This is a genomic window from Psychrobacter sp. TB15, from assembly GCF_000511655.1.
Classification (GTDB): Bacteria; Pseudomonadota; Gammaproteobacteria; order Pseudomonadales; family Moraxellaceae; genus Psychrobacter; species Psychrobacter submarinus.
Window position 1 is genome coordinate 122,832 of the sequence record NZ_AYXN01000040.1, and the last position, 14,981, is coordinate 137,812.

The 14,981-nt window shown below is 46.2% G+C and carries 15 protein-coding genes; 1 reads left to right on the plus strand and 14 read right to left on the minus strand.

Annotation, left to right across the window (positions count from 1 at the left end):
- Positions 1 to 64: 64 nt before the first annotated feature.
- From W234_RS0110435 to W234_RS0110490, 11 genes are all read right to left on the minus strand, one after another.
- A complete protein-coding gene (locus W234_RS0110435) occupies positions 65 to 568 on the minus strand; it encodes a flavin reductase (protein ID WP_025646795.1) in 504 nt (167 codons plus the stop codon).
- Between the two features lie 103 nt (positions 569 to 671).
- The gene (locus W234_RS0110440; RefSeq protein WP_025646796.1) at positions 672 to 1,700 is read right to left on the minus strand and encodes a methionine synthase; all 1,029 of its coding nucleotides are present in this window, start codon (positions 1,698 to 1,700) and stop codon (positions 672 to 674) included.
- 45 nt (positions 1,701 to 1,745) lie between these two features.
- A complete protein-coding gene (locus W234_RS0110445) occupies positions 1,746 to 2,750 on the minus strand; it encodes a DUF1852 domain-containing protein (RefSeq protein WP_025646797.1) in 1,005 nt (334 codons plus the stop codon).
- Positions 2,751 to 3,057: 307 nt separating this feature from the next.
- Positions 3,058 to 3,669, minus strand: a complete 612-nt coding sequence (locus W234_RS0110450) for a nitroreductase family protein (RefSeq protein ID WP_025646798.1) — start codon at positions 3,667 to 3,669, stop codon at positions 3,058 to 3,060.
- A gap of 171 nt (positions 3,670 to 3,840) precedes the next feature.
- A complete protein-coding gene (locus tag W234_RS0110455) occupies positions 3,841 to 4,779 on the minus strand; it encodes a pirin family protein (protein WP_025646799.1) in 939 nt (312 codons plus the stop codon).
- A gap of 199 nt (positions 4,780 to 4,978) precedes the next feature.
- Positions 4,979 to 5,686 (minus strand): pirin family protein, encoded by a 708-nt coding sequence (locus tag W234_RS0110460; RefSeq protein WP_025646800.1) that lies wholly within the window; start codon positions 5,684 to 5,686, stop codon positions 4,979 to 4,981.
- Positions 5,687 to 5,891: 205 nt separating this feature from the next.
- Complete coding sequence (locus tag W234_RS0110470; RefSeq protein ID WP_025646801.1) at positions 5,892 to 6,278, minus strand: DoxX family protein; 387 nt, start codon at positions 6,276 to 6,278, stop codon at positions 5,892 to 5,894.
- Between the two features lie 223 nt (positions 6,279 to 6,501).
- On the minus strand, positions 6,502 to 6,915 hold the full coding sequence (locus W234_RS0110475; protein WP_025646802.1) for a roadblock/LC7 domain-containing protein: 414 nt from the start codon (positions 6,913 to 6,915) through the stop codon (positions 6,502 to 6,504).
- Positions 6,915 to 7,448 carry a GTP-binding protein gene (locus W234_RS14225; protein WP_025646803.1) on the minus strand — a complete coding sequence of 178 codons (534 nt, stop codon included), beginning with the start codon at positions 7,446 to 7,448 and terminating at the stop codon, positions 6,915 to 6,917. Before W234_RS14225 ends, W234_RS0110475 begins: the two co-directional genes overlap by 1 nt.
- A 3-nt stretch (positions 7,449 to 7,451) precedes the next feature.
- Positions 7,452 to 8,198 (minus strand): BLUF domain-containing protein, encoded by a 747-nt coding sequence (locus W234_RS14230; RefSeq protein ID WP_025646804.1) that lies wholly within the window; start codon positions 8,196 to 8,198, stop codon positions 7,452 to 7,454.
- Between the two features lie 160 nt (positions 8,199 to 8,358).
- Positions 8,359 to 8,718 (minus strand): hypothetical protein, encoded by a 360-nt coding sequence (locus W234_RS0110490; protein ID WP_025646805.1) that lies wholly within the window; start codon positions 8,716 to 8,718, stop codon positions 8,359 to 8,361.
- A gap of 384 nt (positions 8,719 to 9,102) precedes the next feature.
- Here W234_RS0110490 and W234_RS0110495 point away from each other — a divergent pair, with 384 nt between their 5' ends.
- A complete protein-coding gene (locus W234_RS0110495; RefSeq protein ID WP_025646806.1) occupies positions 9,103 to 9,357 on the plus strand; it encodes a hypothetical protein in 255 nt (84 codons plus the stop codon).
- 134 nt (positions 9,358 to 9,491) lie between these two features.
- Here the strand turns inward: W234_RS0110495 and W234_RS0110500 are convergent, their stop codons facing one another.
- From W234_RS0110500 to W234_RS0110510, 3 genes are read right to left on the minus strand one after another with little or no spacing between them, the layout of a single operon-like run.
- Complete coding sequence (locus W234_RS0110500) at positions 9,492 to 10,418, minus strand: DMT family transporter (protein WP_025646807.1); 927 nt, start codon at positions 10,416 to 10,418, stop codon at positions 9,492 to 9,494.
- Positions 10,419 to 10,473: 55 nt separating this feature from the next.
- Positions 10,474 to 13,581, minus strand: coding sequence for an efflux RND transporter permease subunit (locus tag W234_RS0110505; RefSeq protein ID WP_025646808.1), 3,108 nt, complete (start codon positions 13,579 to 13,581; stop codon positions 10,474 to 10,476).
- The gene (locus W234_RS0110510) at positions 13,578 to 14,906 is read right to left on the minus strand and encodes an efflux RND transporter periplasmic adaptor subunit (protein ID WP_025646809.1); all 1,329 of its coding nucleotides are present in this window, start codon (positions 14,904 to 14,906) and stop codon (positions 13,578 to 13,580) included. Before W234_RS0110510 ends, W234_RS0110505 begins: the two co-directional genes overlap by 4 nt.
- Positions 14,907 to 14,981 lie beyond the last annotated feature (75 nt).

A 14,981-nucleotide genomic window follows, 5' to 3' on the forward strand; every position in this document is an offset into this window, starting at 1 on the left:
GATAGTGTCTTCTTATATTGATTTATTTTCTGAGCAAGTGCTCTATATTAATGCCAGTTATGACTTATACAAGCTCAACTTGACCGACGTAATGATAAGCACGGTTAAAATACACTAAACTCTCATCTTGCCCGCTTGGGGATTCTGGAGGTTTGATAGCGACCACTCGGCACATCAGCACACTATGCGTACCCACTTCTTGAATGTGCTCAATCTCACAATCAAAGCTCACTAGCGCATCTTTCAGGATAGGCGCGCCTGTCACAAGCTCAGTCCAAACTCCTTGCTCGAAGCGCTCATCTGAGCTTAGTTTAGAAGCAAAAGCATTGGATAAGTGTTCATGCTGGGCACCAAGCACATTGACGCTCAAGACTTTATTATCCACAAAATGCCCATGCGAGCGCGCCGCTTGATTCATACATACCAGCAGTGTCGGCGGTGTATCAGTGACGCTACATACCGCCGAGGCAGTAAACCCATGAGTGCCTGACGGACCATTGGTGGTGATCACATTGACCGCCGTGGGCAATAGCGCCATGGCATCTCTAAAATCAGTGGCTTCAATCATATCTTTTATCATTACTACAATCCTGAGAAACGTTAAATCTATAAGTACCTTGTTAACTGAGGCCACTCATAAGCTTAAACAAGCCAGAACTTGTTAAGTTTTGCTAAACGCTCAGCTCTTGCCGCACGATTGCCGCACCAGCGCTCAGCGCATGTAGCTTGCCGCGTGCCACCTCACGAGACAACGGCGCCATACCGCAGTTGGTCGAGGGATACAGCTTGTCCGCATCGACAAACTGTAAGGCCTTGCGTAGCATATCGGCTACCTCCTCAGGAGTTTCAATATCATTAGTGGCGACATCGATTGCACCAACCATCACTTTTTTACCGCGGATGAGCTCTATCAAATCCATGGGCACATGCGAGTTTTGACATTCTAATGAGACGATATCGATATTGGACTGCTGCAATTTAGGAAACGCTTGCTCATACTGACGCCACTCTGAGCCCAGCGTTTTTTTCCAGTCATTATTGGCTTTGATGCCGTAACCGTAGCAGATATGTACTGCTGTCTCACATTGAAGTCCCTCTATAGCACGCTCTAGTGTCGCAATGCCCCAGTCGTTGACATCATCGAAGAATACATTAAATGCAGGTTCATCGAACTGAATGATATCCACACCAGCCGCTTCTAACTCGCGGGCCTCTTGATTGAGAATTTTAGCAAACTCCCATGCCAGTTTTTCACGGCTCTTGTAGTGACCATCATACAGCGTATCGATCATGGTCATCGGGCCGGGCAGCGCCCATTTGATTGGCTGATCGGTTTGCGCGCGTAGGAACCTTGCATCGTCCACAAATACTGGCTTTTGACGGCTCACCGCACCCACGACTGATGGCACGCTTGCTTCATAGCGATCACGAATTTTAACGGTTTTACGGTTTTCAAAATCGACGCCGTCTAAGTGTTCGATAAATGTAGTGACAAAATGCTGGCGGGTTTGCTCGCCATCACTGACGATATCTATCCCTGCATGTTGCTGTTCTTGTAAGGTCAGACGTAAGGCGTCTTGTTTTGCCTCTATCAGCTCATCACCTTCTAATGCCCAAGGTGACCAGATTTTCTCAGGTTCGGCCAGCCATGAGGGTTTGGGCAAGCTGCCAGCGGTTGAGGTCGGTAATAATATATCCATGTTGTCTCATCTTTTGTATCGTAATATTTAATATCTAAAGCTCTATTAAGCCACTTGTTCATCAGCGCTTTTGTCTACCGCAAAGCCTGCTGCCCACTCATCTAGAATATCTTGATAAGGCGTAATAAATGTCTCTTCGGTGAACTTGCCTTGCTTCACTGCCAGCTGGCTGCGCTCCTCACGGTCATACACCACTTGCGTCTTTGAGTAGTCTTGGTAATTGAGACTGGGCTGATAGACCGCGCCTGCTCTGGAGTTGGCATTATAAATCTCAGGGCGATAAATCTTCTGGAAAGTCTCCATCGTCGCAATAGCACTAATCAACTCCAGATCGCTGTAGTCGCTGAGCAAATCACCGGCGAAATAAAATGCGAATGGCGCTACGCTTCCTGTCGGCATAAAGTAGCGCACCGTAAGACCCATTTTATAAAAGTAATCATCAGTTAATGAATGTTCATCCTGTTTGTACTCCGCGCCCAATACCGGATGCTGGTTGCCCGTACGCACATAGGTTCTCTTACTGGACACACTCAAGCAAATCACCGGCTGCTTATCAAACTGCTCTTGATAAGCGTCTGAACGCAATAAATGCTGAAATAGCTTACCATGCAGCACACCAAACTCCGCTGGCGGCTTTGATTCTGGATGGTTGGCAAAATGCGCTGGCAGTATCACACTAAAGTCATAATCGCGCACGTAAGATGAGAAGCTATTGCCGACCATACCGCTGATACGGGAGTTATCCTTGTGATCGACAATCGTGGTTTGTAGCATCTCGATACTGGGGAAAGTATGACCGTCGCCTGCCACGTCTAAGTCTGCTGAGATGATATCAACCTCTACCGAATAACGATCGGCGTTGAGATTGTCCCAATGCGCTAAATCATTAAAGCGGTTGTTTATCATTGTCAGTGTCTTACAAAGGTTGTCTTGACGGTTTACGCCGCGCGCTAGATTGGCAAAGTTGGTCGTTAGTCGCGTGCTGTCGGCAGGCTGATAGTGTTCATCAAAACGTATGCTAGATATGGTATAGGTAAATGGCTGAGTCATGATAGTCCCCTTTACTACTCTGATAGCTCTCGTCTCGAGGCCTCAGATAAAAGCTAATTTGTGTATGGGATGAATCATACCTTGAACCTCACATGAATAAAAACGATGTTATTTAAAGATAAGATGAATAAAATTCATGGTTATTTGTAAGCTATATTGATATAACGCTTTTGGAGAGGGGACTATTATCATAAAATTGTAGCCATTACCGTGCAAACCGTTTCTCATAAATAAAACCCCGCTACTAAATTCATAGTAGCGGGGTTTTATTTTTAGTGCTGGCTATTGTTGTATTTACAACAGTAACTTACGCGCCAAATACTTTCATGCGCTCTTCAACGGGCTTGAACTCTTTGTCGCCTGCAGGCTGCTCAATGCTACCGAACACCATTTGGGCGTTTAGTTCCCAATCGTCAGCGATATTCCATTCTGCAGCGACTCTTTGATCGATAACTGGATTATAGTGCTGTAAGTTGGCTCCAATATCTAGGCTAGCAAGCGCCGTCCAAATCACATACTGATGCATAGCGTTGGTCTGGTGTGCCCAAATTGGGAACTGATCAGCATATAGTGGCGCGGCTTCCTGCATACTTCTGACGACGCCCTTATCTTCGAAGAATAGTACCGTACCCGCACCCGCTCTAAAGCCGGCGATTTTGTCTTTAGTGGCTTGGAACTGCTCATTATCGCCAACGATAGCTTTTAAGGTCTCTTCTGTGATATCCCACAGTTTATTATGGTCTTCGCCAAATAAGACAACTAGACGGGCAGACTGTGAGTTAAATGATGAGGGCGTATGCAATAGCGCATGCTCAACTAGCTTGACGACTTCTTCATTAGACACTGGTAGCTGATCGCCTAGCGCGTAAATAGAACGACGCTTTTCGGCTAATTGCTGTAGATCTTGTAAATTTGACATCATTTTCTCCAATAGATTTTGATTAAAAATAAAACATGGAACTTAATTTAATGAAGATATTGTAAAGACATTCGGACTCAAGCCATATTCTCTTTTTGTAATTAAACTAAGCAATACATTACAATTTAGAAGCTAACTTAACGAATAGTCATTTATAGATTTCTTTTTCCTTTATCCTTTAAAGCCTTCTGGTAGTTCAGGGGCAGGCAAACGCTTCATATCTGAGTCAACATTGCCAAAGCGCTCATGACCATTGTTCCAATCAATAATAGACTGCTCGATCTCTTCTTTATTATCGGCCACGAAGTTCCACCACAGTAGTACTTGGTTGTTTAGCGGCTCACCACCGATAAACATCACGCGAGTACCTTTTTTTGCGACCAACTTGATGCTTTTATTATTAGCCACATCGTGATCATGAAAGCGCAGTAGCTGATCTTGTGGGCAAACTTTACCTTCTGACTCAATTTCACCTTCTGAGACTAAGATACCGTACTCAAATCCTGGCTCTAGAGTAAGGGTCACTTCTCCATCTTCCTTCCAGTAGACATCGATACCAACCATTTTTGAGTACTGAATCGTAGGTGCCTCGAAACGCTCGCCTGCCGCTGTGGTATAGCTACCCGTAGTCAGTATCATCTCGGCATTATCCTCTGTCCAAGTAGGCAGATTGGGATAATGATGAAAACCGCGTTCGATTTTTTGATCGGTGGGCAATGCGATCCATAGCTGCACCATGTTCAGGGCACGCGCAGCATCAGGCGAGCCACCAGTATCAGGAAATACGCTTTGTTCGGTATGGCTAATGCCTTGGTTTAGGCCGGTGCCTGCAGTCATGACGTTGACTTGGTTTTTGGTGATGACTTGCTCATTACCTAAGCTGTCTTTATGTAGCACCTCACCATTGAGCATCCAACTAAAGGTTTGCAAGTTGGTATGCGGATGGCGACCGACTTGCATACCACTGTCATCGGGACCGAACTCAGCGGGGCCAGCGTGATCCAAAAAGCACCAAGCACCGATAGGCTTTTTGCCAGTATTGGGTAATAACCGCGCGATAGGGATACCACCGACGTCTGCTATTCTTGGCTCTAGGGTTTGAATGCTCATCGTGCGCCTCTTATTATGTGTTATCGATTATGATGCTAAAATAGCTATAGTCGCAATATAAGACATAGCTATTTTAGTGATATCAGTTGTAATCTTAGCTACCGTATCATTACGCCGCACTGTAGTACTATATATCAGCGCTATTCCACACTTCATCTCAGCACCTACTCAGTATTTACTCAATATCTACACTCAATATTTACATAGGTACTTCCATAAGCAGCACGCGAGCTTCTGCATTGGCATCCATTGTAAAGCTCTTAGTATTCCAAATACCGAGGCCATCACGAGTATCTAAAGTGCTATCATTGATGGTCACTTGACCTTCTAGCACTAGTACATAAACACCATTATTGGCATCTTTTAGCTCATAAGTTTCAGTCACGCCTTTATCGAAGCGGCCCATATGGAACCAAGCGTTTTGATGAATCCACACGCCAGCGTCGTCTGCATTAGATGACAGCACTTGATTGAACGTATTGTGCGGCATATTCTCATCCATACGCAGCTGCTGATAGCGCGGCGTAACTCCGGCTTTGTTTGGGATGACCCAAATCTGTAAGAACTTCACGGGCTCATTATTATCAGCATTCATCTCGCTATGGGTGATACCAGTACCCGCTGACATCACTTGGATCTCTCCGGTCTCGATGATACCGTTGTTACCGATATCATCGCCATGACCAAGCTTACCCGATAGTGGGATACTAATAATTTCCATATCGCGATGTGAGTGCTTACCAAAGCCCTGTCCGGCAATCACTTGGTCATCGTTGATGACGCGAAGAGCACCAAAGCCCATACGCTCAGGATTGTGGTAATTGGCAAAGCTAAAAGTGTGACGGCTTTTTAGCCAGCCGTGATCGGCATTACCGCGAGAGTCTGCTGCATGATAGATCGTTTTTATAATTTGTCCTTATATTCGTTTGGCTTGTTTAAGCGATGGGCCTATTATAATTATTAACTATAGACAGATAAACAGCACTAAAAACAAATAACTATTCTTATAATAAGAACAATGGATGGTTTTTATAGAGACCGACGCTAGCACTGAGCTGTTTACGGCTATGCTATTTGCAGTCTGCATCAGCAGTTTATGCTAGTTGCTTATGTTAATAGTATTTATGATTATCAACAGAATAAGCGCCAGCTCCCTGCGCAAATAACAATAAAAACCCACCAGCGATAGCGATGTTTTTCATAAACATCGTCATCTGTGTCTGATCGCCAAAATCACTGTGAAATAAGAGCGCGGATATCACATTGAAACCGATGAATAAAAGAGCAACTATACGAGTCTTAAAGCCGATAAGAATAGCGATGCCACCGAGCAGCTCAAGTATAATAACCAATGGCAACATCAATGCTGGCACGCCCATAGACTCCATATATCCTTGGGTCCCAGCATAGTCAGTGATCTTATTAAATCCTGATACAATAAACATCAGTGATAAGAACACCCGGCCTAATAACATACTAATATCTTGAAATCTTTCCATGATGGCGCTTCCCTTTTTCGGTATTGATTTTATATCGTGATTGGTAATACACCTTATATAAGCCGCCTATGAGTATTGATTATAGCCATGCTGATAATGTTTGTTTATCGAGTATAGCACCTAACTTATGGTAGCTCGCTTATACCAGCTAATAAAAAAGCGCTGACTAAATATCATATTCAGTCAGCGCTTTTTATAAGCTTAGAGGATATCTTGAGTCGCTTTATGTACTGATAGCCGTTATCTCACTAGCGAGTCTTTTCGTCTTATATCTGGCTTCAGCTAACGTCATCTTGTTTTTGGCAACCATAGTCAGCACGCAAGGCTTACTCAAATAGTCTGTTTTTACAAACAGCATATTACCCGACGTCGCCTCCACGATAGTGATCTCACACTCTCCTTGCTGCATTTGACTAGCAGACGAATCGCTGAGTGCTGAAAGCGTGCTACTCATCGCCGCAAACTTATCTGCTTGATTGCTCAGCTCGTTTATCGAAAAACAACTAATGGGAAAGCCATCAGTGGTACACAAAGTCACGAGCGCAATTTCTCTATTGGCTTCACAAAGCTCTTTGATACAGCTTGAGAGCACCGCTTTTGCTTGGGAGTTTTCATTTACCATAATCGTATCTAACATTACTGTTCATTATTAAGAGTATTAAATAGCTGCAATAGACCAATAGCGGACTCTCGGCTTCTAGGGTCGGCATTGATAATAGGCGCGACTACATTATGATGCATGAGCACCGCTCTAACCTCTTGTCCTAGCGCCGCTAGGCTTGCAGGGTCGGCGTCCTCACAGTGGGTCACTCCTACGATACAAGTGGTCTGGTTTTTTTCTGGCGCAAAAAAAGTCAGCAGTTTGTCCAAGTTATTATAGTCAGGGGTGTCGCCATACTTAATCAAAATAAGCAGACCCCACAAAGAGCTATTGACAAACTCCCACAAAAAAGAATAACGCTCTTGACCTGGCACCCCATAAATACCTAATGCCATATCATCGGCTAAAGTAATACGCCCATAATCGATACCGACAGTCGTATATTCTTTGCCTATATCGATACTAGACTTAGCTTCAGTTTCAAGAGGACTTATCTCGCTTAAAGTCTTGACCAGCTGAGTTTTTCCGGCACCTACTTCTCCGATTATCGCTAGCTTCTGATAGTCCACTGCTTACCCCATTCCTAAAAATCTTTTAATCGCACCATAAAACCTGCTCGGTTTTTTTGCTGGTATATTTTGTGGTTTAGCCGGCTCTGACACAGCACTGGGCGCAGGCTCGGTCACCGTCAGTATCCCTAATGACTCAAAATCTTTGATAATATCAGTGACCTGATCATAAGTCCCAAATTCATCACTCGCGACTAAACTGTCAAAAGGATAAGGGTTTTTGGTCAATTTGACGCAAAGATTCATAATCAGCTGCGGTTGACTGGTCCGATTAAGGTCAGGCCATGCCAGCAGTTTTAGATATTTGCCATCGTAATAATGAGTCGCTACGGCATTGTTATTGCCTAAATTGATAAAATCTTGCAGACGTGCTTTTTGCTCAAACGTAAAAGCATCTAATGTCTGTTGATGGTCTTCAATAAATGTCTTAAAAATAGGGCCTTGATCGATAAAATCAAAGATACTGACCCTCCAATTATCGAAGCTACGCTTCGTCACTTTTTCATCGACAAACACCCATATATCGTCATGCCTAGGATCAGCCAATACCTTTTTCATCAAGTTATCGATCTCGATAGCCGGCCCTTCTAGCACTTGCACGTATTGGCCTCGGCGATAGGATAGAACACCTGAGATTTGCGCGGCTGGATTGCGTTTGCGAGATATCTGCACGATGTTTGACAAACCGGCAGGCAGATTGATACCGCGCTCATTGGCAGTGGTTCTACTGACATACGCAATACATTTCATGTTGCCCTCACTTAAATAAGGCATATAAAGTAGCTTGTTCAACGATGCCGATAGCTACTGATAGTTAAAGGGTGAGCATCGAGCTGTCGCTCTTCGAAGTGGCAGGAAGAGCGATAATTCAATAATGAGAAGCGTGAAGATTACTTGTATCTCAAGCTTTTTATACCTCAAGCTTGCCTTCGATGCCTTGTACTTTACGGCGCGCCAAAGCTAGGTTTGATTTAGCTTTATCGAGTACCAAGTACAAAAACAAACCTTCGTGCTTTGAAGCTGGGCGGATAATATGGATCTGCGAGCTTAAAGTAATTAAGATATCATCAATCTCACCTTTGATATCTAATGATTCCATCGTCGCCATTTTGGCTTTGACCACTTGCGAGTTACCAGCAGCAGCAAGCTCTAAATCCACGCCGCCACCAGCCATACCTAGCACCATACCTGACATATAGTCGACAATACAGGTACCCATAGCGCCATCAACTTGCATTAACTCTTGTAAAGACTGATCGATATTTGACATTTTCTTTCCTCAATTATTTTAAATGGTGAAGCACTTATACTTTATTTTAAAAATAAAGCGGTCATTTGCGCCGTTTTTTGTCTAAAGCTATCACTGTGTATTAATAATAAAACCACACTATAATTAGTGAATCTAAATTATTATATTTAACTAATTAGATAGTCTACATGATAACTTCAGTGACGGCTATTATAATAAATAAGTCGACTCTTAGCATCACTATAACCAACCAGTCATCGCTATATAGCTACCGCTTAAAGAAAAACTCAATAATTATTGAGTTTTTCGTTCTCCTTTGGCGCGGCAGGCTGGTCGTAATATTCGAGAAAAGCTGTTTAACTTGCACTATTTTTAATCCAATATCACCTAATGGAATAACTCATAATGACTGACTTAATCATAAAAAACGCTCGTTTAGCGACTCATAAAACCCTTGTCAATATTCTAATAACAGATCAGCATATCGCTCGTATTGAGGAGATAGCTGACAATAATGCTAACAGTCAAGACAGTCAGTCAAATCCAGCAGCCGCGAGTTACGATGCTCAAGGTAAGTTTGTCTGTGGCGGCTTTTATGACAGTCATATTCATCTGGATAAAGCCTGTATTTTAGATCGCTGTACTATAGCGGATATCTAAACGTCTAAATCATAATTCACAAAGTTACAGCTACGCCCTACGAGCAATGGCTAGCAGACGCTAAGCGTTATAAATAAAGTAATTTAGTAGACTGTTATACATCAATGAGACAAGTATTAAGACTAACAGCGGCTTCACTTTGTCATTTTTAACCCGCCCCACGTGACTAGCGCCACACCAAGTGCGATCAATGATCCGCCTAACACTAAACCTTCTGGTATTGCCTCTCCTTGCAAAAATACTGCCACCGGTACGCCCACCACTGCACCAACTGCTCCGAGTAAGCTGAGTAGCACCGGACCTCCTGTCTTTTGTAGTACAAACAATAATAAAAACTGACCGGCAAAGATACTAGCTTGCAAGACGATTAAGCCAATAGGCAGCGCCGTAGCCAGCGGAACAGCTAGCGTAAAACCTGGCAGTAAACCAACTAAGCCTAGTATAACAGCGGCGGCTATCAGCATTCCTGGCGCCAGTGCAATAGGCGATGCATCATCTGGCCAGCGCAGGCTACGATAGATATTGCCAATAGCTAAAAGCACCGGTCCGCAGAGTGCCAACGCTATCCAAAACACACTGGCCTCCGGCGCTGAGAATTTACGTGCAGCAAGTACGCCGGCGCCAGCAAGCGCCGCCGCCACACCAAACGCGCGCCAAATATTAAAACGCTCTATGTTTATCACAAGCGCAGCAAGATAGGTAAGCAGTGGCGGTAAAGAGATAATCAGTGCCACAAAGCCGGCACCGACATGCGGAATCGCTGAGAAGAAAATCAAGTTAGAACCCGCCACGCTGACTAGAGCTGCGATGACGTAATACTCAAAGCTACGAGCGCTTGGTGCCAACACCTCATCGCGCATATAAGCCACTATTGATAAAATGATAGCGGCGCCGCTGATCGACCAAAATAAAAACGCTAATGGCGTCAGGCCAATCTCAACTGCAAACTTAGCCAAGTTAGTAGCGATACCTAACAAAGCGCCGCCGACCAGCAGACAAAGAAGCGGTATCCACCATAATTGTCGATGGTCAGAAGCCGTCTTCTCCTTAACATCACTCATAAATTATCCGAATGTCTCGAGTGTTTGAATGCTAGCATAGCAAGATAATCGCGCCCTAATCAGTAGCCTGCTGTTTATCACGGCCATGCGGCACAAGCCACTTGCTAAACCAGTTAGAGACATCATCCATCAAGGTATAAACTACCGGAATCACCACCAAACTCAACAAGGTAGAAGTCACTAAACCGCCTAACACCGCTGCCGCCATAGGACGACGGAAAGTCGGATCGGCATCGCCCCAACCGAACACTAGCGGCAGCATGCCCGCGCCCATGGCGATAGTGGTCATAATGATCGGCCGTGCGCGTTTGCGGCAAGAGTCTATAATCGCCTCAAAGCGTGCCAGTCCGCGATTTTGCGCAATGATCGCATAATCCACGAGCAAGATAGAGTTCTTGGTGGCGATGCCCATCAGCATAATAAAACCAATCATCGAAGGCATTGACAAGCTACTATTAGTAATCACTAAGCCCACAAAAGCGCCGCCTATCGATAACGGTAGCGCCATTAGGATAGTGAACGGCTGCAATAACTTGCCAAATAGTAAGATTAATACCCCAAAAATACAGATAATGCCGACGGTCATCGCGATAACAAAGCCGCTAAATAGCTCGGCCATGTTCTCCGCTTGTCCTTGATCGATAATGGTAATCGACGTGGGTATATTTTGCATCGCCGGGGTGTTTTTCACCGCTTGCACCAGCTCTCCAAGCTCACCATCAGCAGGCTGTACAGTAATGCTAATAGCCCGCTCACGATCTAAGCGCTTAATTTGCGCCGGACCCGTACCGAAGTCGAGGCTTGCCACTTCCCCTACTCTGACGCCTTGACCGGTAGGCCCACTAGAATTGCTACTAGGCATATAGAGGCCTTCTAGCTGATTGACGTTCTCTTTGGCAACATCAGGCAAGCGCACGACAATGGGAATCTGCCGCGTATCGAGATTGAGCTTAGACAACTGCTGCTCATAATCGCCAACTGTGGCAATACGTAACGTGGTCGCGATATCTTGGGTGGTCACGCCCAAATCTGCCATCGCTAGCCGGTCTGGGGTGACCGTCAGCTCTTGCCGCGGTAAGCTGCGATCGCTAGTCACGTCACCTGCCATCGGTAATTTACGAATATCTGCCATGATTTGCTGAGCGGTTTGCTCCAGGATCTCAGGGTTGGTACTGGTAAGTGAGAAGTTATAACCGGTCTCGCCGCCGCTCGATAAACCCACGGTAAAGCGCGCGCTTGGCACCTCGGCGAGCAATTGACTGATCTGACGCTCAATCTCTTGCTTAGAGGCACGCTCGGCACGCGGCGCTAACACGATATCTAAACTACCAATATTATCTGACTTGCCGCCAGTAGAATTGGGATCCATCGCCGCCTGCGCCTCACCCACTGAGGTAAATATATTAGTCACCCCTGGCAGCGCTAAGATACGCTCGCTTGCCATCGCAGCGACGCGCTCAGTATCCTCTAGCGCTACATCGGGGGTCAGCTCGATGGCGACTCGGGTTTGATCGATGTCATTATCCGGAATAAAAGCAGTCGGCAGCAATTTGACGAGCATCAGCGAGGCGACAAACAGGACTAAAGTCACGCCCATCGTTAGCCAGCGATGATGTAGCGTCCAAGACACCACTTTGAGATACCAGTCCATGGTCTTGCTTTGTTTTTCTACTCGATGTTTTTCTGGCCGTAATACATAAGCGGCCATCATCGGCGTTATCAATCGTGCCACCATTAATGAGGCAAAAATAGCCAACGCCGCGGTCCAACCGAACTGACGGAAGAACTGACCGACGACGCCGCCCATAAAGGCGGTCGGTAAAAACACTGCTATTAAGGTAAAAGTCGTTGCGACTACCGCTAGGCCAATCTCATCAGCCGCCTCCATCGCTGCTTCATAAGGCGTCTTACCCATGCGCAGATGGCGAATGATGTTTTCCACCTCAACGATAGCATCATCGACAAGCACGCCAATGACCAAAGATAGAGCCAATAGCGAGATGATATTAAGACTAAAGTCGAACAGATACATTGCCAAAAAAGTCGGGATAACTGATAAAGGTAGTGCTACCGCAGCAACGATAGTGGCTCGGACGTTTTTTAGAAATAAGAACACCACGACAACGGCTAAGATACCGCCTTCGATTAGCATTTTTATCGAAGCCTGATAATCCTCTGCGACTGGCGTGGCTCTATCGTAGACTTTTTCGACGCTGATATTGCTCATCTCTGCATTGAGGGTGGCAAGCTCGGCATCGACACGCTCCATCACCTCCACCTCACTGGCGCCGCGAGAGCGGGTGATATCAAAGGCTACTACTGTTTGACCATCGAGCTTAGCGATTGAGGTGGGGTCTGCGGCGCCATCGGTGATCTGTGACAGACGCCCGAGCGCCTGTGTCGTGCCGGTAGTTGGTACGGTGATTTGCAAATTATTCAAAGCATCAGCACGATCCACCGCGCCCAATACGCGAATGGTCTGCGTGGTATTTCCGACTTCGGCCTCACCGCCTGAGCTGTCTTGCTGAATACCAGCCAGCTGCTGCGAGAGCTGCACAATGGAGAACTGTAAGCCGCTTAGGGCAATAGGGTCAGCGGCGACGGTAATCTCGCGTTCAAGTCCGCCGATACGGCCAACTTCACTGACGCCCGGAATATCAGAGAGGCGCTTGGTAATGGTATCATCAACGAACCAAGACAAGTCCTCGACGCTCATATTCTCAGCGGCGACTGAGTAGGTAATCACAGGGAAACCAGCGGTCGAGACTTTGGTGATAATCGGGTCGTTCGCTGCTGCCGGTAGATCGCCTCTGACTTCACCGACTGCCGAGCGTACGTCGTCGACCGCTTCTTGGATGTCTTTTTCGAGTACAAACTCCGAGGCAATCGTCGCCGCACCTGTTTGAAGGGTAGTACGAATATGCTTGATGCCCTCGATACTGGTGATTCTGTTTTCAATCTTTTTAGCAATATCGTTTTCTAACTGAGAGGGCGCAGCACCCGGCAAGGTGACAGTCACTACGACGGCTGGCAAATCAATATCCGGAAACTGTTGGACTTTCATTTGCATAAAGCCATAAATACCGCCCAAAGTGAGCAGTACAAAGAGCAAAATAGCAACTAGTGGGTTTCTAATCGAATAAGCGGAGACATTTAAATTCATAAAGGTGCCTGCGGCGCGTCAGTCGCTACTTGTGCTTGCTGAGCCGTGTTGTCATCCACTACCCGCACTAAATCGCCATCATTGAGGAAGCTGCCGCCTTGCTTAACCAGACGACTATCGGCAGGCAATGGCTCTGTTACCGCGACTTTATCGCCGAGACGCTCACCCAAAGTCACGCGCTGCTGCCGGATACGACCAAGGGTTTTGCCCTCTTGGGTCTTTATGTCAGTGACTAGCATCACATAATCATAGCCGTCATTACTCACGATAGCCGCGTTCGGAATGGTTTGCGCGCTGGCGCTACCTAATAAAAACTCGCCCGTTTGATACATACCTGAGCGCGCTGCTGGATCTTTATTGAGACTGGCGTAGATAGTAATTTGGCGGTTGTTGTCAGCAGTTGGCGCAATGCGGCTTACCTGACCCATTACCGATTGGTTATTCGGTAGGCTGACTCTGACTGGCGTGCCTACCGTGACCTCACCGATAAGCTTAGGATCGATATCCGCTTGCCACTCTAAAATACCGTTTTTGATAATTGTAAATAGCGGCTCGCCTGCTGATACGCCTGCTGATACCATGCCGACTTCCGCCATCTTTTTACTGATAATACCGCTGACGGGCGCGAGCACTTGCGAATTATTGAGATTTAGCTTTTGATTACTGAGACGCGCTTTTGACGCTTGTAATGCCGCTCTTGCTTGCAGCTCTGCCGTACGATAACGATCCGCTTCTTGACGACTGATTGCGTCGATATCGATCAAAGGCAATACCCTAGCAGCATCGGCACTAGCATTAGCGAGCGTCGCTTCTGCTTCGGCAACCTCCGCCTCGGCTTGCAGGATTTGCTGCTCGGCGGCATCGGAGTCAAACACGGCAAGCACTTGACCAGCCTTGACCTGTTGACCTTCTTCTACGAGCACTTGTTCGATCGCTACTCCGTTGACCTTGGCACTGACATTAGCGGTATCTTTGGGGCTAATGGTGCCATCAGCACGCAAATTATTACCGATGCTATCTTGGCTTGGCGTTACCGTTTCTACCGACAGTACCGCTTGCTCTGCGCGGTCTACCTCAGAGGTGCTACTGACTGTATCTGAGCTGGTAATGACTTGCTCATCACCTGCGGCCTCATTCGTGCCCCAATACCTTCCTAACAGCACGCCGACTACCAGCATAATCGCCAAGACCGGTAGCAACCACGGCGGCATTTTAGTGCTATTGCTAGCGACTTCAGGTTGACGATAAGGCGGTAAGTCAGCGTTGCTAGGCGTTTTTTTATCATCAACAACTGGCTTGCCATTAGGGTCTTGAAGGTCACTCATAAGCGGTCTCTATAGATAAGGGCCATAGCGAAAATCTAGCGTCTGAAAATCTAACACCTATCCATCTGTTAATGA